Here is a 26,146-nt window from a genome sequence, read left to right on the forward strand (position 1 = left end):
ATACTCCCGTCGCGGGGGAAAGGACTTCTTTGAACGTCTTCGAGCAGCGCGAGTCCGGCGTTCGGTCCTACAGCAGGCGCTGGCCGGTCGTCTTCGCCCGCGCCACCGGAAGCCGCCTGTACGCCGAGGACGGCCGGGGCTGGCTCGACTTCTTCGCCGGGGCCGGATCGCTGAACTACGGGCACAACAATCCGGTGCTCAAGCGGGCGCTGCTGGACTACGTCCTGAACGACGGTGTCACCCACGCGCTCGACATGTTCACCGGCGCGCGGCGCGACCTGCTCGAAACCCTCGACGAGGTGGTGCTGCGGCCGCGCGGACTGGACCACAAGGTGATGTTCCCCGGCCCCGGCGGCGCCAACGCCGTCGAGGCGGCGCTGAAACTGGCCCGCACCGTCACCGGCCGCACCGAGGTCGTGCACTTCACCGACTCCTTCCACGGCGCGACGCTCGGCGCGCTCGCGGTCACGGGCAATCCCCTGCATCGTCGTTCCGCCGGCGTGCCGCTCACCGGAGCGACCCCGGTGCCGTTCGACCGTCCCGACGAGCACCCCCGCCCCGAGTACCTGGCACGGCTCCTGGCCGGCCCGGCCAGCGGCCTGGACCGGCCCGCCGCGGTGATCGTGGAGACCGTGCAGGCCGAGGGCGGGGTGAACGTGGCCCGCGCCGAGTGGCTGCGGGCGCTGGCGGAGCTGTGCCGCGAGCACGGGATCCTGCTGATCGCCGACGACGTACAGGTGGGCTGCGGCCGGACCGGCGCGTTCTTCAGCTTCGAGGACGCCGGTGTCGTGCCGGACCTGGTCTGCCTGTCGAAGTCGATCGGCGGATACGGACTGCCGCTCTCGCTCCTCCTGGTCCGGCCGGACCTCGACGTGTGGCCGCCGGGCGCCCACAGTGGCACGTTCCGCGGTGTGAACCCGGCGTTCGTCACCGCGACGGAGGCGCTGCGCGCCTACTGGCGGGACGACGCCCTGGAGAAGGCGACCCGCGCCAGGGGCGAGTGGGTCGGGAGCGCGCTGCGCGACATCGTCAGGGCGCACCCCGGCGCCGGCCTGTCCGCCCGGGGCCGCGGCCTCGTCCACGGGCTCGAGGTCGGCGCGGACCTGGCCGACCGAGTGGCCGACGAGGCGTCCGCCCAGGGCCTGCTGGTGGAGACCTCCGGCCCGCGGGACGAGGTCGTCAAGCTGCTGCCACCGCTCACGATCTCCGACGCGGACCTGGCCGAGGGGCTCGCGATCCTCGAGAACTCCGTCCGTGTGGTGCTGGAACGAGCCGGATGAACACGATCGAGGCCGCCCCGCCGCCCAGTTCGCCAAGTTCGCCAAGTTCGCCAACAACCCGAGACAGGGAGCCTTTTGTGACCTCGCAGAACGTCCGAGTGCCGGTGCAGGCAGCGACACCGCGGGGAGATCGCTGATGGCGAAGGCCGAGGAGAAGGACCGGCGGCGCGCCCTCGCGGAGGCGCTGGCACCGTTCTCGATACGTGAGTTCCGCGTCCTGTGGACCGGGCAGGCCGTGTCGGCCGCCGGCGGCGGGATGACCAAGGTGGCGCTCATCTTCGCCGTGCTGGCGGTGGACGGCTCGGTCACCGACATCGGGTTCGTGATGACCGCGCAGGTCCTGGCGCAGGTCCTGTTCACGCTGGCCGGCGGGGTCTGGGCGGACCGGATGCGCCGTCAGTTCCTGATGATGACGTCCGACCTGATCCGGGCGGCCGCGCAACTGGTGCTTGCCGTACTGCTGCTGACCGATCAGGCGCAGGTGTGGCACCTGATCGTCGGCTCGGCGATCTTCGGTGCGGCCCAGGCGTTCTTCGGCCCGGCGTCCAGCGGCCTGATGGCGGAGATCGTGCCGCCGGAACAGCTCCAGCGCAGCAACGCGCTGCTGTCCTTCTGCACCAGCGCCTTCACGGTGCTCAGCCCGGCGCTGGCCGGTGTCGTCATCGCGCTGTGGGGTCCGGGGATCGTGCTGGCCATCGACGCCGTCACCTTCCTCGTGAGCGCCGTGTCGCTGGCGATGCTGCGCCTGGCCCCGCGGGTCGTCCCCGCGCCCGAGACGTTCCTGGGCGAACTGCGCACCGGCTGGCGGGAGTTCGTCGTACGGCCGTGGCTCTGGCTCAACATCATGGCGCACATGCTGCAGAACCTCGCCGTCGCGGCGTACTACGTGCTCGGCCCGGCGATCGCGGACAAGTCCCTCGGCGGGCCGTCCGCCTGGGGCATCATCGTCGCGGGCTGGGCGGCCGGTGCCCTCACGGGCGGGCTCATCGCGCTGAAGCTGGAGCCGCGCAGGCCGCTGGTCGTCGGCAACCTCGCGCTGATCCTGACCGCGCTACCCCTGCTGGCGCTCGCGGTGCCCACGCCCCTCTGGATCGTGGTGGGCGCGGCGTTCCTCAGCGGCACGGCGACGCTGTTCCTCGACGCGGTCTGGCAGGCGTCGATGCAGCAGATGATTCCGCCGGAGGTGCTGTCGCGGGTCGACTCCTACGACTGGATGATCTCCACGGTGGCGGCGCCGATCGGCCTGGCCCTGGTGGGCCCGCTGGCCGCCCAGACCGGTAACGCCGAGACCCTGCTGATCGCCGCCGCGATGATCGTCATCCCGTGCGGCCTCACTCCGCTGGTGCCCGGCATCCGCGCGGTCCGGCGCACTTCCGACGGCCGGATCACCGGCCCGGCCCCCAAACAAGCCGTCCAGGTCTGAGAGGACGGGCGAGGAACCATGGCCGACGAACCAGGCAGGTGGATCCGCCGGTACCGGGCCGCGCCCGACGCGGCGGTCCAGTTGGTGTGCCTCCCGCACGCCGGAGGCGCCGCGAGCTACTACCGGCCGATGGCGATGGCGCTGTTCCCCTCGGTCGAGGTGCTGGCGGTGCAGTATCCCGGCAGACAGGACCGTCTCGACGAGCCGTGCTCCGGCGACTTCGCGGAGCTGACCGAGCGCACGCTCGCCGCGGTGCGCCCCGCACTCGACCGGCCGGTGGCGTTGTTCGGGCACAGCATGGGATCGCTGCTGGCGTTCGAGCTGGCCAAGCGTCTGGAGGGCGAGGGGGCCGGACCGCTGGCGCTGTTCGCGTCGGGCGGCCGGCCGCCGGACCGCCCGGTCCGGCACTCCTCGCGTCCGGTGACCGACGAGGAGCTGATCTCGGAGGTCGCCGCGCTGGAGGGCACCGACAGACGGCTGCTGGACAGCGAGGACATGCGGGTGCTGTTCCTGCCGGCGCTGCGCGCGGACTACCGGACGATGGCGACCTACCGGTTCGACGGCACCCGGCTGTCCTGCCCGCTCGTGTCCCTGACCGGCGACGGCGACCATCTGGTCACGAGCGACGACGCCGCCGGGTGGGCCGGTCACACCACCGGCGGGTTCGACCTGCACGTCTTTCCCGGCGGGCACTTCTACCTCACCGACAGGTGGGACGCGGTGGCCGAGGTGGTGACGAGACGGCTCGGGGCACAGGTGCCGACCGGGACCGGGTGACGGCGGGCGGCCCGGGGCCCCTGGCGGGGCGCGCGGCTCCGGGCGGGAGCGTGGCGGCCACCACCGTACGTACCCACGGCGGTGGCCCCGGATCTCCGTCCCGCGGACGCCGGCGAGGGCGGCGGCCCGGGCCCCCTGTCTCAGCCGCCGGCCTGCCAGGCGGGCTCGGCGACGACCTCCAGCACGGCACAGCCGAAGGCGAACCCGGTGGAGTCACCGAGCATGACGACGCGGTCCCCGGCCGTCGCGGCTCGCGTCTCCAGCAGGTGGTTGAGCCCGACGACCGGGTCGCCGCCGCTCAGGTGGCCGACCGTGCGCCCCAGGTCCCAGGTCATGGCGTCGTCCTCAATGCCGAACTCGGCGCAGAACTCGCGGTCGACCATGAACCGCCCGTTGTACGGCAGGAGCCAGTGCCTGACGTCACCGGCCGCGATTCCGGCGTCGGCCAGCGCGGCCCGCACGCAGTCGCGTTTGGCCTCGGTCATCGTCCGCATCATCGACACGACCCGCCGGCGCTGTGCCGTGCGGAACTCCCGGCGGTCCTCGAACTCACCGGGATCCAGCGGGCGCAGCGTGCTGAACCGGCCGTCGCCGACGATCTCGGTGGACAGGAGCCGGGCGACGCCGTCCCCCCGGCCCAGCACCAGGGCGGTCGCCCCGTCGGCGGGCACACAGCCCTGGTCGTCGCGGTAGCGGTCGCCGTCCGCCGCGTACTTGTCCGCGGAGGTCAGCACGGCCACCCCGCCCGCGGACACGTACATCGCGCCGACCTCCAGCGACGCGATCGCGCCGTTGCAGCCCTGCCGCAGCCCGAGGGCCCGGGCCCGGCCGTCGTGGGCCATGCCCTGGATGTAGGAAGCCGGCTCGGCGACGCCGTCCGGACCCTGTTCGTCCACGTAGGCGTGGACGAACACACCGATGTCCGCCGGGTCGGCCCCGGACCGGGCGATCGCGAGCCGTGCGGCCTCGACGGCCATGTCCGCGGCGTACCTGGAACCGGCCACCGAGATCGACTCATAGCCGTGCGCGTCCCGGACGGCGGGGTCGTAGCGGCCCGCCGCCACAGCGGCGTCGACCGGCTCCCGCTCCCCCAGAGCCACGGCACTGGACCTGACACAGACGTCACCCCAGCGCACGCGGCAACCTCCACAATGGCGACGAAGTTGAGGAATCCGAGGAGGACTTCCGCAGACGACCGCGAGCCTAACGCACCTGGTCACACCGCACCAGAATCAAATGCCCTTGATCACAAGGCAGTTCACGAGGTATGCCTTCACGAACAAGCTGAGCTGTGTATAGCATCGGCGGCCCCGGACCGACGGGACCGCGTTGAGAGCACTCCGTAACGATGCGGGCGTCCGACGAGACCCCGATCCGAGAGGAGCACCATAGGTGACAGCCGTCGAGCCGCCGGACGTGAACACGTTGGACATCGTGGGGATCGGGTTCGGTCCGGCCAACCTCGCTCTGGCCATCGCCGTCGAGGAGTCGGACGCACCGGCCACCATGGCCTTCCACGAACGGCAGGCGAGTTTCGGCTGGCACAACGGGATGCTGATCGACGGCGCGACCATGCAGGTGTCCTTCCTCAAGGACCTCGCGACGATGCGCAACCCCAACAGCCGCTACACGTTCCTCACCTACTTGCACGCCCACGGGCGGATGCCGGCGTTCATCAACAGCAAGACGCTGTACCCCTACCGGATCGAGTTCCACGACTACCTCCGCTGGGCCGCGGCGCAGCTCGACACGTGTGTCTCCTACGGCTCGACGGTCGTGGGCGTCCGCCCCGTCCAGGGCGCGGACGGCCACGTCGACCTCCTGGAGGTCGTCACGGAGGACGCGGACGGCGCACGGAGTGTCCAGCGGGCGCGCAACGTCGTGCTCGGCACCGGGACGGCGCCTCACCTGCCGCCCGAGGTGACCCCGTCGGCGCGGATCCGGCACAGCTCGGAGCTGCTCACCCGGGACTTCGGCACGCCGCGCCACGGGCGGTACCTGGTCGTGGGGGCCGGGCAGAGCGCCGCCGAGTGCGCCGACTACCTCCACCGCACCTACGGCGACGCGGCGGTGCACACCGTCTTCACGCGCTACGGGTACAGCGTCTCCGACGACAGCCCCTTCGCCAACGCCGTGTTCGACCCGGCCGCCGTCGACGACTTCCACCGGGCGCCGGAGCAGACCAGGGAGACGCTGCTCGCGTACCACGCCAACACCAACTACTCGGTGGTGGACCTGGACCTGAGCCAGGAGCTGTTCCGGCGGGTCTACCTCGAGGAGGTCCGGGGCCGGCCGCGGCTGCACCTCCATCGCGCCTCACGGGTGCGTTCCTGCGCCGAGACCGTCGACGGTGTCGAGGTGGAGGTGGAGTCGCTGGTGACCGGCGAGGTGACGCGGCTGACGGTGGACGGCGTCGTCTACGCCACCGGCCACCGGCCCGCCGATCCCCTGCCGCTGCTCGGCGGCCTGGTGGAGGAGTGCAAGAAGGACGAGGCGGGCGGCCTGTACGTGGACCGCGACTACCGCGTCCGTACCTCGGACATGCTGCGCTGCGGCATCTATCTGCACGGCGCCGCCACCGAGGGCAGCCACGGCCTGGGGGCGGGCCTGCTGTCCAACACCGCCGTCCGTGCGGGTGAGATAGCGCGATCGATACTCGGCCAGCCGGCCTGAGACGGGGGAGACACCGTGTTCGTACCACCGATCTACCGGACCACCGACGCGGGCCAGGTGCACGAGGTGATCCGGCAGCACCCGATGGCCATGCTGGTCAGCAGCGGGCCGACCACCCCGTACACCACCCACCTGCCGGTCATCCACGATCCGGAAGCCGAGCAGCCGGGCGAGTTGACCGGGTTCTCGCTGTTCGGCCACCTCAACCGGGCCAACCCGCACTGGCGCGCGCTGGCCGGCGGAGCCCCCGCGACCCTCGTGTTCACGGGGCCCTCCAGCTATGTCACGCCGGCCCTGTACGACACCGAAGTCGCCGCGCCCACCTGGAACTTCGTCACCGTCGAGCTGACCGGTGACCTGGTTCCGCTGACCGACCGCGAGGAGACACTGGAGGTCGTCCGGCGCACGGCCGAGATGTTCGAGCAGCGGTTCGGCAGGGGCTGGGATGCCAAGGGGTCGCTGGACTACTTCCGCAGCATCGTGGGCGGCGTCGGCGCCTTCCGCTTCGACGTGGTCACCGGGCAGGCCATGTTCAAGCTCAGCCAGGAGAAGGAACCCGGGATCCGCGACCGTGTGGTGGACGGCATGCTCGCGGATCCCGACACGACACGGCGCCGACTGGGGGTCCACATGCAGCAGGTGGGGCGGGCGAAGAAGGCGGATCGGCGGTCGCTGTGGGGCGGCCCCGCGGAACCGGAGTGCCTGCTGCGGGGCCTGGCCCGTACGGCGGCCGAGCGGCCCGACGCGCCGGCCCTGGTCGACGGGGAGACCCGGCTGAGCTACGCGGAGCTGTGGGCGTGGACCGCAGGGCTCGCCGCGACGCTCACGGATCACGGCGTCGGACCCGGCAGCCGGGTCGCGGTCACCGGTGAGCGCGGCGCGCGTACCGTGGCGGCCCTGCTGGCCACCCTCGCGGTCGGCGCCACGTACGTACCGCTGGACTCGTCGTATCCGCGGAGCCGGCTCGCGTTCATGCTGCGGGACAGCGGCGCGAGCCTGCTGCTGCACGACGGCCCCCGGCCGTCGTTCGCGGAGGGCATCGCGACCCATGAGATCGGCGGCCCGTCCGCGGGCGACGTCGCCGGCTTCCACCCGGTCGCCTGCCACCCGGACCTGCCGGTGTACACCATCTACACCTCCGGTTCCACGGGGCAGCCCAAGGGTGTCACGATCCAGCACAGTTGCCTGGACAACATGGTGACCTGGCAGCGCACCGACTCCGTCCGTCCCGACCTGCGCACCGCGCAGTTCGCGCCGCTCAACTTCGACGTGTGCTTCCAGGAGATCCTGGGCACGCTGTGCGGCGGCGGCACGCTCGTCATCGTCCCCGAGACGCTGCGACGCGACGCCTTCCGCTTCCTGGACTGGCTGGTCGACCAGCGCATCGAGCGTCTGTTCCTGCCGTACGTCGCCCTGCACATGCTCGCGGTGGCGGCGTCGGTGCAGGACGGCGATCCGGGCCTGTCACTGGTCGAGGTGAACACCGCCGGGGAGCAGATGCTGTGCACGCCGCCGATCCAGGAGCTGTTCAAGGCACTCCCCGGCGCCAGGCTCGGCAACCACTACGGGCAGAGCGAGTCCGCGATGGTCAGCTCGTACGTGCTGCCCGAGGAGCCGGGCGAGTGGCCGCTGCTCCCGCCCATCGGCAGGCCGCTGCCGGGCTGCGAGATGCTGGTGGACCCGGCCGACCCGGCCGATCCCTCCACGGGCGAACTGCTCGTCGCGGGGTCGCCGGTGTCCCTGGGCTACCTCGACCGGCCGGAACTGAACGCCGAGCGCTTCGTCACCGTCGAGCGCACTCCGCAGGGCCACACCAAGGCCTTCCGCACCGGCGACCTGGTGCGGATCGAGGACGGCCTCGTGTACTTCCTCAGCCGCCTGGACCACGACGTCAAGATCCGTGGGATCCGGGTGAACCTGCTGGAGATCGAGGCGGTCCTCATGCAGCAGCCCGGCGTCGCCACCGCCGTCTGCGTCGCCCTGGAGCTGGTCCCCGGCTCGCGCCAGCTGCGCGCCGCCGTGACCCTGGACCCGGACGGACCCGAGCCAGGCGACCTGCGCGCGAGGCTCGCCGAGCTGCTGCCCGAGGCGTCGGTCCCGGTCTCGGTGGCGGTCCTGCCCGGCCTTCCCCGGACGCCCAGCGGCAAGATCGACCGCGATTCGGTCGCCAAGTCCCTCTCTCCCGGCGGTGACCGATGACGGCCGAACCGAGGACAGGTGAGCCGAGGACGGATGAGCCCAGGTCGGATGAGCTGACCGAACCGTACGAGGAACGGATCGCCGAGATCTGGTCGGCCGCGCTCGGCGTGCCGGTCACCACGGCCGGTCACGACTTCTTCGCTGGCGGCGGCGACTCCTTCCAGGCCGCGGTCGCCACCGCTCATGTGCGCCGGGAGTGGGATCTCGAGATCACCGTCCAGCTGTTGATCGACCACCCGGTCCTGGGTGACTTCGCGCACCGGGTGGCCCGGTGCGTGAACGAGCGATGAGGGATCGTCTCGACCTCGTCGTCGCCGAATGGGCGCGTCGCACCCCCGATGCCCCCGCCGTCCTGCGCGACGGCCGGGGCATCCGCTACGCCGAACTGGTCGCACGGGCCGACGCGGTCGCCTCCGCGCTGCGGCGCGAGGGCGTCGGCGGCGGGGACGTGGTCGCGATCGTGCCGGACCGGTCCGCGGAGCCGGTCGTGGCTCTGCTCGGCTGCCTGCGTGCGGACGCCACCGCGATGGTGCTCGACCCGGCCTGGCCGTCGTGGTGCGCCGAGGACGTGTGCGACCGTGCCGCCGTCCGCGCCGTCCTCCAGGACGACGCCCGGGTGAACGTGCTGCGCTCCCCCTCGGACAGCGGCCCGGACGCGGCGTGCCTCTTCTTCCCTCCCGGTGCCCGCCCCCGTCCCGTGGCCGTCTCCCATCGCCGGCTCGTGGCGGCTCTGACGGACGCCGGATCCTCCGCCCCGAGGTTCCTGCAAGCGGCTGGGCCGGGCAGCGAGGACTTCACGTACGAAGTGTGGTCGGCGCTCCTCAACGGCGGATGCGTGGTGTCCGGCCCGCCCGAGGACGCCGATCACCTCCGCCTGTCCACGGCCGAGTTCCACGCGCGCGCCGAGAACCCGGAGTCCTTCGCCGGTCTGCGCGGGCTGGTGGTCGCGGGCGCGTCACCCGACGCGCGGGCGCTGTCGGCGGTGCTGCGGCACAGCCCGCGGCTGCGCCTGCGGCACGTCTACGGGTCCGCCGGGACCGCCCTGGTGAGCCGCACGGTGCGGGAGCAGGACCTCGGCAGCGCGTCGCTCCCCCTGGCACCGGACGACCGGATCGCACTGGGCGAGGACGGCGAGGTGTCCGTCACCGGTGCGGCGACCGGCGACATCGGCTGGGCCGACGAGCACGGCGCGATCCGGGTGCTGGGCCGCCGGGACGAGCTGCTGCGGGTCGCCGGCCGGTGGGTCGACCCGCGGCGGATCGAGGCCGTGCTGACAGCGGAGCACGGGATCGCCGAGTGTGTCGTCTTCCCCGTCGATGACGAGCTGGCCTGCGCGTACACGACGGACGACGGGCAGCCCCGCCCCGCGCTGCCGGGGGTGTCGGTCCAGCTGCACCTGCCCCGCCTGCCCGCCGAGGCGACCCTGCGGCTGGACTTCTCGTCCCTGGTCGAGCGGGTGCGGTCCCACGAGCCGGACTCCCTGCTCGCCGAGGTCCGCGGCCTCCTCGGGCACACCGCCCTCACGGCTGCCGACGACCTCCTCGACGCGGGCATGACCTCGCTGGACGCCATACGGCTGGCGGCCGCGCTCAGTGTGCGCTGCCGCAGGAAGGTCACCGTCGCGGACGTCTACCGGGAGCGGCGGCTGAGCGCCCTCTCCGGCGACGCGGTCGCGGCACCCGTACCGGTCGCGCCGGTGGACCGGGACGACCGGGACCGCCCCCTGGCCCATGCCCAGCAGCGGTTCCTGTTCGCGGAGGCCTACGCGCCGGGCAGCGCGGACAACCTGGTCGTGGAGGCGTACGAGCTGACCGGCCCCTTGCGTCCCGCCGCGCTGCGCGCGGCGCTCGGCGACGTGGTGGCCCGGCATGAGGCGCTGCGCACCGTATATGTGTGGGAGCGCGGCCGGCCGGTCCAGCGGGTGCTCGACGACACGGCCGTGCCGTGGACCGAAGTGCCCCCGCCCGAGGACCGGCCGCCGGTCCGGGAGATCGCCGAGCGCGTCACCGCGGACCTGTGGGACACACCGTTCCGGCTCGACCGGGAGCCGCCGGTCCGCGCCCGTCTGTGCCGGCTCGCGCCGGACCACGCGCTGCTGTGCCTGCAGTTCCATCACATCGCCTTCGACGGCTCGTCGGAACCGCCCCTGCTCGCCGACCTCCGGCACGCCTACGTCGCGCGGGCCCAGGGTGGCGTCCCGCGGTTCCCGCCCGCACCCGGCTATCCCCTGCTCGGCCGGCAGGAGGCGCGCGGCCTCGCGTCCTGGGCCGCCGACGACATCCCGTACTGGCGCGAGACGCTCGCCGACTGCCCGCCGTCCTGCCTGCCCCCCGCCGAGAAGGGCGGCGACTCCGAGGCGCCCGCCCAGGAGACGGTCCGCCGTCTGGACGCCGCCACGGTGCGGCGGCTGGAAGCCGCGGCGGCCCGGTACGGCGGTCCCGTGCTGGCCGCGCTGTCGGCGGGCGGCGCGATGGCCCTCGCCCGCCGGTTCGGCGCCGACGACGTGTGCGTCGGCACCCTGACCTCGGGTCGTTTCGACCCCGCCATGGACGAGCTCGTCGGGTATCTCGTCAACCCCTTCGCCGTTCCCCTGCGCGGTCTGCGACGCGCGGCCGGGACCGTGCTGGCCGCGGCTGCCCGGCAGGTCGTCGACGGGCTGGAGCACGCGCGGACACCGTTCGACGAGGTGGTCCGCGAACTGCGCGCCGGACACGGTGCGCCCCCGTGGTTCGAGGCGTGGGTGGTGTTGCAGCATCCGCCACCCGCCGTCTCGTTGGGGCCGGTCGCGCTGCGCCCGGTGCGGGTCCGGCCACCGCGGACGTCGCGCGGCTGGATGGCCGAGGCGTTCCCCGCGGCCGACGGCGGCTGGGACCTGGTCACCACGTGGCGCGAGGACGTCATGACCTGCCGGACCGGCTCGGCTCTGGCCGACGACATGGCCGATGCCCTGACGGAACTGGCTGAAGCGGCGGACGTGTGAGAGAGGTGCGCGACATGCTGGCGGTCCTGGACTACCCGGGGCGCAGGCCGGAGGCCCCGGTCACCGCGCTGGGTCTCGACGGGATGGTTCCCCTGCTGACCGACCCCCTTCCGGCCGAGGTCACCGGTCCCGCCTACGCGGCACGGCTCGGCGAACCCCCCGGTCCGGTCCTGGCCTACTGCGCCGCGTCGGCACTGGCGGTCCACCTCGCGCACCGGCTGGAGCATCCACCGGCGCTGGTCTTCTTCGATCCGATGCCGGCCACGGCGGCCGATGTCGCCCAGGCCTACGCCAGGGCACTCGGCCAGGTGCCGGGGGACGTCGAGCGGACGGTGCCGGCCGAGGCACCGCCCGAGGAACCGGAGCTGTTCCTGAAGGCCGCGCACGAGGACCTGACGCGGCGGACGGAGGCGGCGCTCCGGGCACAGGGGCTGGGCGACGACGCGATCGCCGAACCCGTTTCGCACTTCGTCCGGCAGCATGTGACGTATCTGGCCTATCTGCTGGCGGCCCGGGGTCCGCTGCCGCGGGAACCGGTCGGGCCGATGCTGCAGGTCCTCTCCCGCGACCACCCCGACCACCGCGACTGGCTCCCCGAGGGGGAGCTGACGACGGTACGGGTCGACAGCGACCGGGCCGGGCTCACGGCCCACGAGTCGACCCGGCCCGTCGTGCTGTCGTTCCTCTCCGCCCTGTCCGCGACACCAAGGAGGCAACACTGATGACCGGCGAAGGACTGCGTGCCACGGTCGAGGAGATCTGGCGAGAGGTGCTCGGCGCGGAGGTGGACGACGACAGCGACTTCTTCGACGAGGGTGGTCACTCGTTCGCCGCGCTGCGCATCATCGCGATGCTCAACGACCACAACGACCAGCCGACACCGGTGAAGGTGCTGTTCGACAACCCCCGCTTCGGCGACTTCGTCGCGGCGCTGGAGAAGGAGACGGGCCTCAGCCCGCGGCCCTGACCGCGTCCTACGGGCGGACGGCGCCGCTCTCGTGCCGCGGCTCGGCTGCCAGGCGCGCCCGGTCGACCTTCCCGCCGACTGTCACAGGGAAGGTCGCCAGCCGGTGCACGGCGGCGGGAACCATGTAGGCGGGCAGCACCTCTCGCAGCCGGCGCAGCACGTCGTCCGGGTCCGCCGCCGTCGCACCGGTCACGTAGGCCACCAGCCGCCGGTCGTCCGCGGACCGGCCGGTGGCGACGACGACCGCGTCCTCCACTCCCGGGCAGGACCGCAGCCGGTGCTCGATCTCGCCCGGCTCCACCCGGTGGCCCCTCACCTTGATCTGCTGGTCGATCCGGCCGAGGAACTCCAGCGTCCCGTCGTCGAGTCGGCGGCACAGGTCGCCGGTGCGGTAGACCCTTGCCTCGCCGACGGAGGGCGCGGGCACGAAGCTGTCCCGGGTGAGGCCGGGGCGGTTCAGGTAGCCGCGGGCCAGTGAGTCCCCGGCGACACACAGTTCGCCGGGCGCACCGACCGCCTGTGGCCTGAGTAGGCGGTCCATGACATACAGCCGGGTGTTGTCGAGCGGCCCGCCGATCGGCACCCGCTCGTCGGCGGCGTCATCCACGGGGAAGTGCGTGACCTGCACGGTCGCCTCGGTGGGGCCGTAGAAGTTGACGAGCCGGGTCCGCGGGAACGCCCGCCGGAACCGGTGCACGTGGTCGGCGGCCAGTTCGTCGCTGCCCGTCGACACCAGCCGCAGCGTGCGCATCCGGCCGGCGGCGTTCCGCGCCACGACCACGTCCCCGAGGGCGCCCAGCAGTTGCGGTACGAGGTCGAGGACGGTGACCCCGTACCGTTCGACGGCGTCGATGACGGCGTCCGGGTCGGCTTCGGCGCCCGGTGGGAGCAGCGCCAGGGCTCCGCCGCCCGGCAGCCATCCGAACAGCTCCCACACCGACACGTCGAAGGAGATCGACGTCTTGTGCAGGATCACGTCGCCGGGGCCGAGCGGGTACGCGCGCTGGGTTCCGGCGAGCAGGTTCACCAGGGACCGGTGCTCGACGACGACGCCCTTGGGCTCGCCCGTCGATCCCGAGGTGTAGATGACGTAGGCCTCGTCCTCCGGGCGGACGGTGACCGCGGGCAGTGGCCGGCTCGGCACCTGCGTGTCCCCGCGCAGCACCATGGACGCGCCGCTGTCCCGCACCACGAAGTCGATCCGTTCGGCGGGGAGCGACGGGTCGACGGGGACGTAGGCCGCGCCGGCCTTCAGTACGGCGAGAGCAGCGATGACAAGCCCGGGGGAACGCTCGGCGACGACGGCCACCCGCTCGGCGCCCCGCTCCAGGATCGCCGCCGCCAGCGAGTCGGTGCGCTCGTCCAGTTCGCGGTAGGTGAGGGCACCGTCAGGTGACAGCAGCGCCGGCGCGTCCGGGTGCGCGGCGACCGCGTGGGCGAACATCGCCGGTACGGTCCGGTGGGGGCCGGCCGGCCGTGCGGTGTCGTTGGACCGCTCCAGCAGCCGCAGGTCCGCCTCGGTGAGCAGGTCCACTTCGGTGAGCACGAGGCCGGGATCGGCCAGCGTCTGCTCCAGCAGGGTGGTGAGGTGGCGCAGCAGCCGGGCGACGACGTCCTTGCCGATCCCCGTCGCACGGGCGGTCAGTTCGCCCGTCGCGGCGATGTCCAGGAGCAGCGGCACGGGGTGCGGACCGGGCTCGGCGTGCAACCCCTCGACACGGACCGCCACTTGGTACGGGACGGTCTGCCCCAGCACACCGATGTCGAAGTTCTGGTGCGCGTAGGAGTCGAAGACCGCCGTGCGCATCCGGTTCACGACGTCGGTGAACGTGTCGGTGCCGAAGACGGCGCACCGGAGGGGGATCAGGTGGTCGGGTCCGGTGCCGTCCACGCCGCCGCCGATCGGGGCGCCCTGGCCGATGACGACGGACTCGGCGTGTGTGTAGCGGTGCAGCAGCGCGACCAGGGCGCCGCAGACCAGCAGGTGCAGGCCGTGGGGGCGGCCGGCCGCGGCGGCCGGGAGTCCTTCGGGCAGCGGCTGCCGAAGCTCGTGGGGCCGGTCGTCGGCGGGTCGTGCGGGGAAGGCGCGTGTCGGGCCGGCGGCCAGGACGTCCTGCCAGAATCGCGCGTGTTCCCGCCGCAGAGTCTCCGTCACATCGCACATGATCGTCGCTGTCTTCACGAGGAGTCAACGCACCTGTGAGGGCTGGACTTTGGCGGCATTACCTGCTGCGATTGAGGGCGGTCCGACATTCGGAGAAGCGGGGGCGTTCTTGTCTGTGTCGTCGATGGTCGATTTGCTGGATTCGGCGCTGTACGCGGACGGACCCCCTCACGAGACTCTGCGCGCCCTGCGGGAGATCGGCCCCGTGCATCGTCAAGTCTCCGCCGGCGGCTCGGAGTTCTGGGCCGTGGTCGGACACGAGGCGAGCAGCCGGGTGCTGACCGAGTGGCGGACCTTCACCTCGACCCGCGGCACGACATTGCGCGAGGACGACAACTCCGCGCCGTACCCCGGTGCCGGCAAGATGCCGGTCCTCACCGATCCGCCGCGCCACACCGAACTGCGGCGGGCCGTGGCCAGGCTGTTCACGCCGAAGGCCGTGAAACAGCTCTCGGTACTGGCGCGTCAGGTGGCGGGTTCCCTGCTGTCGGACCTGCGGCGGCGCGGCGGCGGCGACTTCGTGACCGACGTGGCCGAGCGGTTCCCGCTCGCGGTGCAGGCCGAGATCCTGGGAATCCCCCCCGAGGACATTCCGATGATGTCGGACGCGACCAACCGCGCCCTGGACAGCGCGGAGGACGAAGCGGCCAGTGGGCACCACGACGTGATGATGTACTACCTGAACGCGCTCGGCACCCGGCGCGACGGGCCCGGAAAGGACCTGCTCGGCGCACTGCTCGACGCCCGCGCGGGCGGGCTGCCCCTGTCGGACGAAGAGATCGTCCTGACGTGCGACAACATCGTGGTGGCCGCGAGTCAGACGGCCCGGCACTCCGCCAGCGGCGGCCTGTTGGCGCTGCTGGAGCGCCCGGCGGTGTGGGCGGCACTGCGCGACGGACAGGTCGGCGTCGACTCGGCCATCGAGGAGTTGCTGCGCTGGACCGCGCCGGTCACGCATGTGATGCGTACCGCCGTGACCGACACCGAACTCGCCGGCGCGCGGATCCGCGCGGGCGACGCGCTGGCCGTGTGGACGTCCTCGGCCAACCGCGACCGGACCGTCTTCACGAACCCCGACGACCTGGTGCTCGACCGTCACCCGAACCCGCACCTGACCCTCGGCGCCGGCATGCACTTCTGCCTCGGCGCGGCCCTGGTCCGCGTGATGCTGCGGGCGTTGCTGGAGGACCTGATCACGGCCGACACATCTTTGGCCCTGGCGAGCCCGCCCGGCTGGAGCTCCACCTGGGTCGTCAACGGCCTGCACTCCCTGCCGGTGACGGTCGTCCCCGCCTGACCGGACCGACGACCGGCGGCGGAGAAGGGCCCCTGGTCGTCGGACCTGCCCGCGCTGCCCGAGACCTCGGCCCCGCCGAGGTCTCCTCCGGTATGCGCGCGGCCCGCTCCCGTGACCCGGATCACCGCTCCGGCCGCGCATCCCCGCCTTCGCCCCCGGGCACCTACCCCCAGGGCCCCCTGGACACTTCGTGAGGTTAGGCTAGCCTAAGCTTGATTCCAGCCAAGCGGCTGACAGCCGTGCCCGCAGTGGCTCCGTACGCACGAAAGCAGACCCAGCCATGTCGAACGCCAGAACCGCCCGCTTCTCCCGCCGCGGCATCCTCGCCGCCGGGGGTGCCCTCGGACTCGGCGCCCTCGTGACCGCCTGCGGCAGTGGAGACTCCAAGGACGGCGACTCGGACGCGGCGGCGGGCGGCAAGTCCGGCCCCTGGTCCTTCAAGGACGACCGCGGCAAGAACGTGCAGTTGAAGAAGACCCCCGCGAACATCGTCGCCTTCACCGGCGTCGCCGCCGCCCTCCACGACTACGGCGTCTCGGTCAAGGGCGTCTTCGGCCCGACCAAGACGCAGGACGGCAAGCCCGACGTGCAGGCCGGCGACATGGACATCAGCAAGGTGACCATCCTCGGCAACACCTGGGACCAGTTCAGCGTCGAGAAGTACGCCGCCCTCGCCCCCGACGTGCTGATCACCACGATGTTCGACGACGCCGGCACGCTCTGGTACGTCCCGGAGGCCTCGAAGGACAAGATCGCCAAGCTTGCCCCGAGCGTCGGCATCTCCGTCTACGACCGTCAGCTCACCCAGCCGCTGCAGCGCATGTGGGAGCTGGCCGAGTCCCTCGGCGGCGACGTGAAGTCCGCGAAGGCGACCGACGCCAAGAAGCGGTTCGAGGAGGCCTCCGAGCGGCTGCGCAAGGCCGCCAAGGCGCACCCCGACATCAAGGTGCTGGTCGGCTCCGCGAGCCAGGAGCTGTTCTACGTCTCCGGTACCAACCTCTCCGTCGACCTGGAGTACTTCAAGGCCCTCGGCGTGAACTTCGTCGAGCCGTCGGAGAAGGCCAAGGCGAAGACCGGCGGCTGGTTCGAGAGCCTGAGCTGGGAGAACGTCGACAAGTACGCGGCGGACGTCATCATGATGGACGACCGCTCCTCCGCGATCCAGCCGGCGGACATCTCCGAGGCGACGTGGAAGAAGCTGCCCGCGGTCAAGGCCGGGCAGGTCATCTCGCGGTCGGCCGAGCCGATTCTGTCGTACGACAAGTGCGTGCCGCTGGTGGAGAACCTGGCGAAGGCCATCGAGAACGCGAAGAAGGTCGGCTAGGCGTTCAGCGCCGTGGGGGCTGCGCGACAGCTGCGGCCGCGGGCCGCATGTGGCTTGTCGCGCGGTTCCCCGCGCCCCCGCGAGGTAGGCCGCACCACCCCCTGACGACAACTCAGGAGCCCTCATGACCACCGCCGTAGCCGCCCCGTTCCGTTTCTTTTCCCTCCAGGTCGTGCGGACGAGGCGGCTCGGTCCGTCTCTGGTCCGGGTCACCTTCGGCGGGCCCGATCTGCACGCCTTCCACTCCGACGGGCGTGACCAGTCGCTGTCGCTGTTCCTGCCCCACCCCGGGCAGCCCGAGCCGGTCGTCCCGCTGGAGCTGGGCGACGGCTGGTGGCAGGGATGGCGCGAACTCCCGGACGACGTGCGGGCCGTGATGCGCTCGTACACCCTGCGCGCACTGCGCCGCGACCCGGACGAGATCGACATCGACTTCGCCCTGCACGGCATCGAGCCGGGCGCCACCGTCCAGGCCGGTCCGGCCTCCCGCTGGGCCGACCGGGCCGCCGCCGGGGACCGGGTCCTGCTGCTCGGCCCGGCCGTCGCCGACAACCGGGCGATCCGCTTCCGGCCCCCCGAGGACACCGACCTCGTGGTCGTCTGGGGCGACGAGACCGCCGTACCGGCCGCCTCGGCCATCGTCGAGGCGCTGCCGGCCGGCACCCGCGCCCGGGTCTGGCTGGAGGTCCCGCACGCCGGCGACATCCAGGACCTGGTGACCGAGGCCGACGTCGAGATCACCTGGCTGGTCCGGGAGGAGAAGCGGAGCGCCGAGGGCTCCCCCATGGCCCTCGACGCCATCCACGAGGCCCAACTCCCGCCAGCCGAGCGGCCGTACGTCTGGATCGCCGGCGAGTCCGGCTGTGTGAAGCGGCTGCGCCGGCACTTCGTGCGGGAGCGCGGGGTCGACCGCCGCCGGGTGACGTTCGTCGGCTACTGGCGTCGCGGCGTGAGTGAGGAGCAACTCCGCGCGGAAAGCTGACCGACCGCCGCCCATGACCCACGCGTGACCACAGTCACGGCAGAGCCAGCCCGCCCCCCATGTAACTTAGGTTAGGCTTACCTAAGTTCAATCCGCGGCTCAGCCCACCTGTCCCGACCGGACTGTCCCCACCGGAGGACCCCCACATGCGCTCGCACCTGCTCAACGACACCACCGCGGAGCAGTACCGCCGCTCCGTGACCGACGGAGTCGAGCGGGTGGCCGCCAAACTCGCCGCCACCGACCGGCCCTTCACCGGCGTCAGCGTCGACGCCCTCTCCCCCCGCATCGACGAGATCGACCTCGACCAGCCGCTGCACGACACGACCGCGGTGCTCGACGAACTGGAGGACGTCTACCTCCGGGACGCGATCTACTTCCACCACCCCCGCTACCTCGCCCACCTCAACTGCCCGGTCGTCATCCCGGCCGTGCTCGGCGAGGCGGTCCTCTCCGCCGTCAACTCCTCCCTCGACACCTGGGACCAGTCGGCCGGCGGCACGCTCATCGAGCGGAAACTGATCGACTGGACGAACGAGCGCATCGGCCTCGGCCCCGCCGCCGACGGCGTGTTCACCTCCGGCGGCTCCCAGTCCAACCTCCAGGCGCTGCTGCTCGCCCGCGAGGAGTCCAAGACCGACTCCCTCGCCAAACTGCGCGTCTTCGCCTCCGAGGTCAGCCACTTCAGCGTGAAGAAGTCCGCGAAGCTGCTCGGCCTCGGCCAGGACGCCGTGGTCTCCATACCCGTCGACCACGACAAGCGCATGCAGACCGTCGCCCTCGCCCGCGAGCTGGAGCGCTGCAAGGAGGCCGGCCTCGTCCCCATGGCCGTCGTCGCCACCGCCGGCACCACCGACTTCGGCTCCATCGACCCGCTGCCCGAGATCGCCGAACTGTGCGAGCAGTTCGGCACCTGGATGCACGTCGACGCCGCCTACGGCTGCGGTCTGCTCGCCTCGGTGAAGCACCGGGACCGCATCGACGGCATCGAGCGCGCCGACTCGGTCACCGTCGACTACCACAAGTCCTTCTTCCAGCCGGTGAGTTCCTCCGCCGTGCTCGTCCGGGACGCGGCCACCCTCCGGCACGCCACCTACCACGCGGAGTACCTCAACCCGCGCCGCATGGTGCAGGAACGTATCCCCAACCAGGTGGACAAGTCCCTGCAGACCACCCGCCGCTTCGACGCCCTCAAGCTGTGGATGACCCTGCGGACCATGGGCGCCGACGGCATCGGGCAGCTCTTCGACGAGGTGTGCGAGCTGGCCCGGGAGGGCTGGCAGCTGCTCGCCGCCGACCCGCGCTTCGACGTGGTCGTGGAGCCGAGCCTGTCCACCCTGGTCTTCCGCTACATCCCGGCGGCCGTGACCGACCCCGCCGAGATCGACCGCGCCAACCTCTACGCCCGCAAGGCCCTGTTCGCCTCCGGTGACGCCATCGTCGCGGGCACCAAGGTCGGCGGCCGCCACTACCTGAAGTTCACCCTGCTCAACCCCGAGACGCAGGCGTCCGACATCGCCGCCGTCCTCGACCTGATCGCCGGCCATGCCGAGCAGTACCTGGGAGAGTCCCTTGACCGCGCGTCCTGAAAACCCGACCAGAACCCATGACTTCGTGGGCATCGGGCTCGGCCCGTTCAACCTCGGCCTGGCCTGCCTGACCGAACCCATCGACGCACTCGACGGCGTCTTCCTGGAATCGAAGCCCGACTTCGAGTGGCACGCGGGGATGTTCCTCGACGGCGCCCACCTCCAGACCCCGTTCATGTCGGACCTGGTCACCCTCGCCGACCCGACGTCCCCGTACTCCTTCCTGAACTACCTGAAGGAGAAGGGCCGGCTGTACTCGTTCTACATCCGGGAGAACTTCTACCCGCTGCGCGTCGAGTACGACGACTACTGCCGCTGGGCCGCGAACAAGCTGAGCAGCATCCGCTTCGGCACGACGGTGACGGAGGTCCGCTACGAGGACGACCTCTACGTCGTGCACACCGAGGCCGGAGACGTCTACCGCGCCCGCCGGCTCGTCCTCGGCACGGGCACCCCGCCCTACATCCCCGAGGCCTGCCGGGACCTGGGCGGCGACTTCCTGCACAACTCCCGCTACCTGAGCCACAAGGCGGAGCTGCAGCAGAAGGACTCGATCACGCTGGTCGGCTCGGGCCAGTCGGCCGCCGAGATCTACTACGACCTGCTCAGCGAGATCGACGTCCACGGCTACCGCCTGAACTGGGTCACCCGCTCCCCGCGCTTCTTCCCGCTGGAGTACACCAAGCTCACGCTGGAGATGACGTCCCCGGAGTACGTCGACTACTTCCGCGAGCTGCCCGAGGCCACCCGCTACCGCCTCACGGCCGAGCAGAAGGGCCTGTTCAAGGGCATCGACGGCGACCTGATCAACGAGATCTTCGACCTGCTCTACCAGAAGAACCTCGGCGGTCCGGTGCCCACCCGGCTGATCACCAACGCCTCGCTGAACAGCGCGACGTACGAGAACGGCACATACACCCTCGGCTTCCGCCAGGAGGAGCAGGGCAAGGACTTCGAGCTGGACTCGCAGGGCCTGGTCCTGGCGACCGGTTACAAGTACGCCGAGCCGGAGTTCCTGGCCCCTGTCAAGGACCGCCTGGTCTACGACTCCCAGGGCAACTTCGACGTCGCCCGCAACTACGCGATCGACGTCACAGGCCGGGGCGTCTTCCTGCAGAACGCCGGCGTCCACACCCACAGCATCACCAGCCCCGACCTGGGCATGGGCCCGTACCGGAACGCGTACATCATCCGGGAGCTGCTGGGCAGCGAGTACTACCCGGTCGAGAAGACCATCGCCTTCCAGGAGTTCGCCGTATGAGCGCCACCACCGGCATCGGCACTCTGACCATCCGCCCGCTCGACCCCCTGAAGGACGCCGAGCTGCTGCACTCCTGGGTCACGCACCCCAAGGCGTCCTACTGGATGATGCAGGACGCGAGACTGCAGGACGTCGAGCGCGAGTACATGCGCATCGCGGCGCACGAGTACCACCACGCGTACCTCGGCCTGCACGAGGGCCGCCCGGCGTTCCTGATGGAGTCGTACGACCCCCGGTACGTGGAGCTGGAAGGCCTCTACGACCCCGAGCCCGGCGACGTCGGCATGCACTTCCTGGTCGCGCCGACCGACCGGCCGATCCACGGCTTCACCAAGGCCGTCATCACCGCCGTGATGGACGAGCTGTTCGCCGACCCGCGCACCCGCCGGGTCGTGGTGGAGCCCGACGTCAGCAACAAGGCAGTACACACGCTCAACGAGGCCGTCGGCTTCGTGCCCGAGCGCGAGATCGACAAGCCGGAGAAGCGCGCGCTGCTGAGCTTCTGCACGCGTGAGCAGTACCTGGCGGCCCGAGGAGTAGCGATATGACCCTGTCCGACGCCGTGGCGCACCTGTCCCCCGAGCGCTGGGACCAGGCAGGCCGCCTGCTGATCCGCAAGGCCCTCGCCGAGTTCGCGCACGAGCGGCTGATCACCCCCGAGGAGGACGGGGAGGAGTACGTCGTCCGCAGCGACGACGGCCTGACCAGCTACCGCTTCTCGGCCGCCCGCCGGGCCCTGGACCACTGGCAGGTCGACGCCGACTCGATCACCCGTCACCGGGACGGCGCGGAACTCCCGCTCGCCCCCCTGGACTTCTTCATCGAGCTGCAGAAGTCCCTGGGCCTGAGCGACGACATCCTGCCGGTCTACCTGGAGGAGATCTCCTCCACCCTCTCCGGCACCTGCTACAAGCTCACCAAGCCGAAAATCACGGCGGCCGAGCTGGCGCGCGGCGACTTCCAGGCCATCGAGACCGGCATGACCGAGGGCCACCCCTGCTTCGTCGCCAACAACGGGCGGCTCGGCTTCGGCATCCACGAGTACCTCTCGTACGCCCCGGAGACGGCGAGCCCGGTCCGGCTCGTCTGGCTCGCGGCCCACCGCTCACGGGCGGCGTTCACGGCCGGCGTCGGCATCGAGTACGAGTCGTTCCTGCGCGAGGAACTGGGCGCCGAGACCGTCGAGCGCTTCCAGACCACCCTGCACGACCAGGGCAAGGACCCCGAGGACTACCTGTTCATCCCGGTCCACCCCTGGCAGTGGTGGAACAAGCTGGCCATCACCTTCGCCGCCGAGGTCGCCCGCGGGCACCTGGTGTGCCTGGGCGAGGGCGGCGACGAGTACCTGGCCCAGCAGTCCATCCGGACCTTCTTCAACAAGACCAGCCCCGAGAAGCACTACGTCAAAACCGCCCTCTCGGTCATCAACATGGGCTTCATGCGCGGACTGTCGGCCGCCTACATGGAGGCCACGCCCGCGATCAACGACTGGCTGGCCCAGCTCATCGAGGGCGACCCGGTGCTGAGGTCCACGGGCCTGTCGATCATCAAGGAGCGCGCGGCGGTCGGCTACCGGCACCTGGAGTACGAGCAGGCGACCGACCGCTACTCGCCGTACCGCAAGATGCTCGCCGCGCTGTGGCGGGAGAGCCCGGTGCCGTCCCTCCAGGAGGGCGAGTCCCTGGCCACGATGGCGTCCCTGGTGCACGTCGACCACGAGGGGGCCTCGATCGCGGGCGCCCTGATCGAACAGTCGGGCCTCGCCCCCACGGAGTGGCTGCGCCACTACCTCAAGGCTTACTTCACGCCGCTCCTCCACAGCTTCTACGCCTACGACCTGGTCTTCATGCCGCACGGCGAGAACGTCATCCTGGTGCTGGAGGACGGGGTCGTGCAGCGCGCGATCTACAAGGACATCGCCGAGGAGATCGCCGTCATGGACCCGGACGCGGTCCTGCCGCCGACGGTGGAGCGACTGCGCGTCGAGGTCCCCGAGGACAAGAAGCTCCTCTCCATCTTCACGGACGTCTTCGACTGCTTCTTCCGCTTCCTCGCGGCGAACCTCGCCACCGAGGGAATCCTGGCGGAGGACGACTTCTGGCGCACGGTCGCCGAGGTCACCCGCGCCTACCAGGAGTCGATGCCCGAACTCGCCGACAAGTTCAAGCAGTACGACATGTTCGCCCCCGAGTTCTCCCTCTCCTGCCTCAACCGCCTCCAACTCCGCAACAACGAACAGATGGTGGACCTCTCGGACCCGTCCGGCGCCCTCCAGCTGATCGGCACCCTGAAGAACCCGATCACCGAGTTCTGACCCCAAGCAGACGGGCACCCCGGAGTACGGTCCTCCGGGGTGCCCGTCATGCCCTTCTTTCGTCTTTAGGGGCGCGGGGAACTGCGCGACCAGCCCCCACGCACCCGCAGACGAATCACCTCCTCCTGCGGCTTCACCTGCAACGCGGACACCAACGCCCAGCATCAACGTCGCGGCAGGACAGGGCGGGATCCCCCGCCCCCGGCGCTCAGCCGGTGCCGGAGGGGTGACAACAGCTACCAGCCGTTCGAGCGCCCGTGAACCTCAACCAATAGGTTGGAATCTCGCTCTTTCAGAGGGGGAGGATGTCAACTCATGGCGGAAATCATCCAGAAGGACGGCACATGGGCTTTCGACGGCGACGCCCTGCGACTGACCCCCGGGCGGGACAAGAACGTCAGCCTGCTGCGCAGGGAGCTGGGTGAACTATCCGTCCCGCTGGGGGCGTTGGCGGGGATCTCGTTCGAGCAGGGAAAGAAGGTCGGGCGGCTGCGGCTGCGCCTGCGCGACGGCGCCGATCCCCTGCTGCACGCGACCGGCGGGCGGCTCACCGAGCCCCATGACCCGTACCAGCTGCTCGTCGAGTCCGACCGCTACGGGGTCGCCGAGTACTTCACGGACGAGGTGCGGAACGCACTGCTCCTGGACCAGGTACCGGCCGACCCGGTGACCGCGTACCTGCTGCCCGGGCCCGCCGTACCGCTCTCGGTCTCCGCCGGGGACGGCACCGCGAGTTTCGACGGCGAGCGCATACGCCTGGAATGGAACTGGAAGACGGAGGACGCGAAGGCCGCCGCCGGCGCCCGCACCCTCGCGCTCGGTGACATCACGGGCGTGGAGTGGCAGCCGGCGGCCGGCCTGGAGAACGGCTACGTCCGCTTCACCGTGCGCAACGCGCCCACGAAGGCCCCGCCCAAGTACGACCCCAACTCCGTGGAGCTGTGGGGCTTCAAGAAGGACCCGCTGATGGCACTGGTCGCGGCGGCGGTCCAGGCCAGGCTTCCGCACCCGGCCGGAGCCACCGCCGACGTACCGGCCGCGCGACCGGAAACGCCTTCCCTCCCGGTCGCGCCCGCGGAGGACGACCACGACGCCCTCCTGCGCCGCCTGCGCGAACTCGGCGAACTGCACCGCACGGGCGTCCTGACGGACGACGAGTTCGCGCTCGCCAAGCAGGCGGTCCTCAAGCGGATGTAACACCCCGGAACACACCGGTACACACCGGCGCGCTACTTCGCCCGGCGGGCCACCGTGAAGTGGTCCACCTGCTCACCGCTCTCGGCGATCCCGCGCACCTTCAGCGTGGCCGTCCGCCCCTTCGGCGCGGGGGCGACGTCCACGCGCAGGAAGGAGTAGTCGAGGTAGCGCACCCGGGACCAGGCGACGGTCTCGTTCTGCTTGCCGCCCTTGACGTTGACGAACGAGGCCACGGAGTCCACGTCCCGCTCATTGCCCTCGTAGGACAGGGGGGCGCTGAAGGCGTAGAGGCTGCGGCCCGCCGCACCGGCCGTGACATACACGACGCCGTCGGTCTCGGGGTAGGCCGTGCCGCCGATCGGCAGCTTCTTGGCGACCTTGTTCCCCTTGATGACGTCCGTGCGCTCGTACTGGTGGTTGTGGCCGTTGATCACCAGGTCCACCGTGTACTTCTCGAACAGCGGCACCCACTCCTGGCGCACGCCCCCCTCCGAGGCGTGCGAGGTGGAGGTGCAGTAGGCGCAGTGGTGGAAGAAGACCACGATGAAGTCGACGTCCTTCGACGCCCGGTACTTCTTCAGCTGGGCTTCCAGCCACTTGGTCTGGGTGCCGCCGGAGATGCCGAGGTTGGCCGGGATCTCGAAGGAGATGTCGTTGGCGTCGAGCGAGATCACCGCCGTGTTGCCGTAGACGAAGGAGTACACGCCCGGCAGGTTCTTCTTGTCGGGGCCGTTGCCCGGGAGGTTCCAGCGGGCCTCCTCGCCGCCGTAGCCGCCCGGCGAGTACCAGGCCTCCATGTCGTGGTTGCCGTAGGCGGGCATCCACGGGACGGACTTGGCGACGGACTCGGTCTGCGCGAGGAACTGGTCCCACACGCGCGAGTCGAAGCCGGTGTCGTCGGTCCTGCCCTGGCCGGCCGGGTCGCCGTACGCGATGTCGCCCGCGTGCAGGTGGAACGCCGGGTTCTGGCCGAGCAGCAGGCTGTTGTTGGCGAGCGCGTGATAGCTGACACCCTCGTCGCCGAAGGCCGTGAAGGTGAACGGCGTCTTGTGCGCGGGGGCGGTGGTGAAGGTGCCGAGGGTGCCCAGCAGGTGCGGTGCGGCGGGGTCGAAGCCCTGGTGGCCGACGCCGTAGTAGTAGGTGCGCCCCGGGCGCAGGTGCGTCAGCTCGGCGTGCACGTAGTACTGGGTGTGGTTGCCGCTGGCGCCGACCCCGGCGGGCGTGAAGAGGGTGCGGACCTCGGCGTCGATCTTCCGGGAGAGGTCCGTGGGGTGGGCGCCGATCCGGATGAACGGCTTCTTGACGGCGACCGGGACCTGCCAGGAGACGGTCATCTCCGTGCGCGGGTCGGCGCCGTAGGCGAGGTGGCGGCCGAAGGGGGCGACGAAGGCGCCGTCGACGGTCTCGGTCGCGGGAGCGGTGCGGGCGGTCGGTACGGCCGCCTGGGCGGTGGCACCGGGAACGAAGGTGCCACCCGCGACGGCGCCGAGTGTGACTGCGCCGCCTCTGATCATCGTGCGCCGGGAGAATCTGGCGCGCAGGTACTCGTGCTGCTCGGCCATGCTCATGCGCTCGGCGAGCCGCTCGGGTACGCCCATACGAGGAATGTCCATGGCGCCACAAATTGCTCCCCTGACACATCCGTCCGGGGAACAATCACCCATCAGACTCCCATGGGCGTCCCATAAGTGTTCCAACACTCATCTGCCCGAAACCGGG

Annotated in this window: 20 protein-coding genes; 17 read left to right on the forward strand and 3 right to left on the reverse strand. The window is 71.2% G+C overall.

Features of this window, described 5'->3' with window-relative positions; all coding sequences use genetic code 11:
* Positions 1–29: 29 nt before the first annotated feature.
* The 3 genes from ectB to ACFZBT_RS02600 all read left to right on the forward strand — a co-directional run bounded on the left by ectB (position 30) and on the right by ACFZBT_RS02600 (position 3,480).
* A complete protein-coding gene (gene ectB / locus ACFZBT_RS02590) occupies positions 30–1,280 on the forward strand; it encodes a diaminobutyrate--2-oxoglutarate transaminase (RefSeq protein WP_391097734.1) in 1,251 nt (416 codons plus the stop codon).
* Between the two features lie 136 nt (positions 1,281–1,416).
* Positions 1,417–2,703 (forward strand): MFS transporter, encoded by a 1,287-nt coding sequence (locus tag ACFZBT_RS02595; RefSeq protein ID WP_391097735.1) that lies wholly within the window; start codon positions 1,417–1,419, stop codon positions 2,701–2,703.
* A gap of 18 nt (positions 2,704–2,721) precedes the next feature.
* On the forward strand, positions 2,722–3,480 hold the full coding sequence (locus ACFZBT_RS02600) for an alpha/beta fold hydrolase (RefSeq protein WP_391097736.1): 759 nt from the start codon (positions 2,722–2,724) through the stop codon (positions 3,478–3,480).
* A 140-nt stretch (positions 3,481–3,620) separates the two neighbouring features.
* Here ACFZBT_RS02600 and ACFZBT_RS02605 read toward each other — a convergent pair whose 3' ends face one another.
* Positions 3,621–4,580 carry a 3-oxoacyl-[acyl-carrier-protein] synthase III C-terminal domain-containing protein gene (locus ACFZBT_RS02605; RefSeq protein WP_391097737.1) on the reverse strand — a complete coding sequence of 320 codons (960 nt, stop codon included), beginning with the start codon at positions 4,578–4,580 and terminating at the stop codon, positions 3,621–3,623.
* Between the two features lie 292 nt (positions 4,581–4,872).
* Here ACFZBT_RS02605 and ACFZBT_RS02610 point away from each other — a divergent pair, with 292 nt between their 5' ends.
* Genes ACFZBT_RS02610 through ACFZBT_RS02635 form a run of 6 tightly spaced genes read left to right on the forward strand, consistent with a single transcriptional unit; the run spans position 4,873 to position 12,299 of the window.
* Positions 4,873–6,153, forward strand: coding sequence for a SidA/IucD/PvdA family monooxygenase (locus ACFZBT_RS02610; protein ID WP_391097738.1), 1,281 nt, complete (start codon positions 4,873–4,875; stop codon positions 6,151–6,153).
* Positions 6,154–6,168: 15 nt separating this feature from the next.
* Positions 6,169–8,352 carry an AMP-binding protein gene (locus tag ACFZBT_RS02615; protein ID WP_391097739.1) on the forward strand — a complete coding sequence of 728 codons (2,184 nt, stop codon included), beginning with the start codon at positions 6,169–6,171 and terminating at the stop codon, positions 8,350–8,352.
* Entirely contained in the window at positions 8,349–8,642 is a 294-nt protein-coding gene (locus tag ACFZBT_RS02620) for a phosphopantetheine-binding protein (RefSeq protein ID WP_391097740.1), read from the forward strand. The genes ACFZBT_RS02615 and ACFZBT_RS02620 overlap by 4 nt, the downstream gene beginning before the upstream one ends.
* A complete protein-coding gene (locus ACFZBT_RS02625) occupies positions 8,639–11,332 on the forward strand; it encodes a condensation domain-containing protein (protein WP_391097741.1) in 2,694 nt (897 codons plus the stop codon). Before ACFZBT_RS02620 ends, ACFZBT_RS02625 begins: the two co-directional genes overlap by 4 nt.
* Before the next feature lie 14 nt (positions 11,333–11,346).
* The gene (locus ACFZBT_RS02630; RefSeq protein ID WP_391097742.1) at positions 11,347–12,054 is read left to right on the forward strand and encodes a hypothetical protein; all 708 of its coding nucleotides are present in this window, start codon (positions 11,347–11,349) and stop codon (positions 12,052–12,054) included.
* Positions 12,054–12,299, forward strand: a complete 246-nt coding sequence (locus tag ACFZBT_RS02635) for a phosphopantetheine-binding protein (protein WP_391097743.1) — start codon at positions 12,054–12,056, stop codon at positions 12,297–12,299. The genes ACFZBT_RS02630 and ACFZBT_RS02635 overlap by 1 nt, the downstream gene beginning before the upstream one ends.
* 7 nt (positions 12,300–12,306) lie before the next feature.
* Here ACFZBT_RS02635 and ACFZBT_RS02640 read toward each other — a convergent pair whose 3' ends face one another.
* On the reverse strand, positions 12,307–14,454 hold the full coding sequence (locus ACFZBT_RS02640) for an amino acid adenylation domain-containing protein (protein ID WP_391097744.1): 2,148 nt from the start codon (positions 14,452–14,454) through the stop codon (positions 12,307–12,309).
* A 124-nt stretch (positions 14,455–14,578) separates the two neighbouring features.
* On the opposite strand from ACFZBT_RS02640, the gene ACFZBT_RS02645 reads away from it, so the two are divergent.
* From ACFZBT_RS02645 to ACFZBT_RS02680, 8 genes are all read left to right on the forward strand, one after another.
* The gene (locus ACFZBT_RS02645) at positions 14,579–15,760 is read left to right on the forward strand and encodes a cytochrome P450 (RefSeq protein WP_391097873.1); all 1,182 of its coding nucleotides are present in this window, start codon (positions 14,579–14,581) and stop codon (positions 15,758–15,760) included.
* A 280-nt stretch (positions 15,761–16,040) separates the two neighbouring features.
* On the forward strand, positions 16,041–17,084 hold the full coding sequence (locus ACFZBT_RS02650; protein WP_391097745.1) for an ABC transporter substrate-binding protein: 1,044 nt from the start codon (positions 16,041–16,043) through the stop codon (positions 17,082–17,084).
* Positions 17,085–17,208: 124 nt separating this feature from the next.
* Positions 17,209–18,066, forward strand: a complete 858-nt coding sequence (locus ACFZBT_RS02655) for a siderophore-interacting protein (protein ID WP_391097746.1) — start codon at positions 17,209–17,211, stop codon at positions 18,064–18,066.
* A 146-nt stretch (positions 18,067–18,212) separates the two neighbouring features.
* Positions 18,213–19,655: a lysine decarboxylase DesA gene (gene desA, locus ACFZBT_RS02660; RefSeq protein ID WP_391097747.1), complete on the forward strand. Its 1,443-nt coding sequence runs from the start codon at positions 18,213–18,215 to the stop codon at positions 19,653–19,655.
* On the forward strand, positions 19,639–20,916 hold the full coding sequence (locus ACFZBT_RS02665) for a SidA/IucD/PvdA family monooxygenase (protein WP_391097748.1): 1,278 nt from the start codon (positions 19,639–19,641) through the stop codon (positions 20,914–20,916). The genes desA and ACFZBT_RS02665 overlap by 17 nt, the downstream gene beginning before the upstream one ends.
* Positions 20,913–21,464 carry a GNAT family N-acetyltransferase gene (locus ACFZBT_RS02670; protein WP_391097749.1) on the forward strand — a complete coding sequence of 184 codons (552 nt, stop codon included), beginning with the start codon at positions 20,913–20,915 and terminating at the stop codon, positions 21,462–21,464. Before ACFZBT_RS02665 ends, ACFZBT_RS02670 begins: the two co-directional genes overlap by 4 nt.
* A complete protein-coding gene (locus ACFZBT_RS02675; RefSeq protein WP_391097750.1) occupies positions 21,461–23,230 on the forward strand; it encodes an IucA/IucC family protein in 1,770 nt (589 codons plus the stop codon). The genes ACFZBT_RS02670 and ACFZBT_RS02675 overlap by 4 nt, the downstream gene beginning before the upstream one ends.
* 315 nt (positions 23,231–23,545) lie before the next feature.
* The gene (locus ACFZBT_RS02680) at positions 23,546–24,427 is read left to right on the forward strand and encodes a DUF4429 domain-containing protein (RefSeq protein WP_391097751.1); all 882 of its coding nucleotides are present in this window, start codon (positions 23,546–23,548) and stop codon (positions 24,425–24,427) included.
* Positions 24,428–24,459: 32 nt separating this feature from the next.
* Here the strand turns inward: ACFZBT_RS02680 and ACFZBT_RS02685 are convergent, their stop codons facing one another.
* A complete protein-coding gene (locus ACFZBT_RS02685; RefSeq protein WP_391097752.1) occupies positions 24,460–26,025 on the reverse strand; it encodes a fibronectin type III domain-containing protein in 1,566 nt (521 codons plus the stop codon).
* Between the last annotated feature and the right edge of the window lie 121 nt (positions 26,026–26,146).

The sequence above is a fragment of the Streptomyces sp. NPDC008137 genome (genome assembly GCF_042957035.1).
Classification (GTDB): domain Bacteria; phylum Actinomycetota; class Actinomycetes; order Streptomycetales; family Streptomycetaceae; genus Streptomyces.

Bases quoted from the DNA above. Each gene is read 5' to 3' on its own strand.
- ACFZBT_RS02600 (WP_391097736.1), top strand. From the start codon at position 2,722: ATGGCCGACGAACCAGGCAGGTGGATCCGCCGGTACCGGGCCGCGCCC.
- ACFZBT_RS02650 (WP_391097745.1), top strand. From the start codon at position 16,041: ATGTCGAACGCCAGAACCGCCCGCTTCTCCCGCCGCGGCATCCTCGCC.
- ACFZBT_RS02635 (WP_391097743.1), top strand. From the start codon at position 12,054: ATGACCGGCGAAGGACTGCGTGCCACGGTCGAGGAGATCTGGCGAGAG.
- desA (WP_391097747.1), top strand. From the start codon at position 18,213: ATGCGCTCGCACCTGCTCAACGACACCACCGCGGAGCAGTACCGCCGC.
- ACFZBT_RS02595 (WP_391097735.1), top strand. From the start codon at position 1,417: ATGGCGAAGGCCGAGGAGAAGGACCGGCGGCGCGCCCTCGCGGAGGCG.
- ACFZBT_RS02675 (WP_391097750.1), top strand. From the start codon at position 21,461: ATGACCCTGTCCGACGCCGTGGCGCACCTGTCCCCCGAGCGCTGGGAC.
- ACFZBT_RS02655 (WP_391097746.1), top strand. From the start codon at position 17,209: ATGACCACCGCCGTAGCCGCCCCGTTCCGTTTCTTTTCCCTCCAGGTC.
- ACFZBT_RS02680 (WP_391097751.1), top strand. From the start codon at position 23,546: ATGGCGGAAATCATCCAGAAGGACGGCACATGGGCTTTCGACGGCGAC.
- ACFZBT_RS02685 (WP_391097752.1), bottom strand. From the start codon at position 26,025: ATGGGCGTACCCGAGCGGCTCGCCGAGCGCATGAGCATGGCCGAGCAG.
- ACFZBT_RS02620 (WP_391097740.1), top strand. From the start codon at position 8,349: ATGACGGCCGAACCGAGGACAGGTGAGCCGAGGACGGATGAGCCCAGG.
- ACFZBT_RS02630 (WP_391097742.1), top strand. From the start codon at position 11,347: ATGCTGGCGGTCCTGGACTACCCGGGGCGCAGGCCGGAGGCCCCGGTC.
- ACFZBT_RS02670 (WP_391097749.1), top strand. From the start codon at position 20,913: ATGAGCGCCACCACCGGCATCGGCACTCTGACCATCCGCCCGCTCGAC.
- ACFZBT_RS02625 (WP_391097741.1), top strand. From the start codon at position 8,639: ATGAGGGATCGTCTCGACCTCGTCGTCGCCGAATGGGCGCGTCGCACC.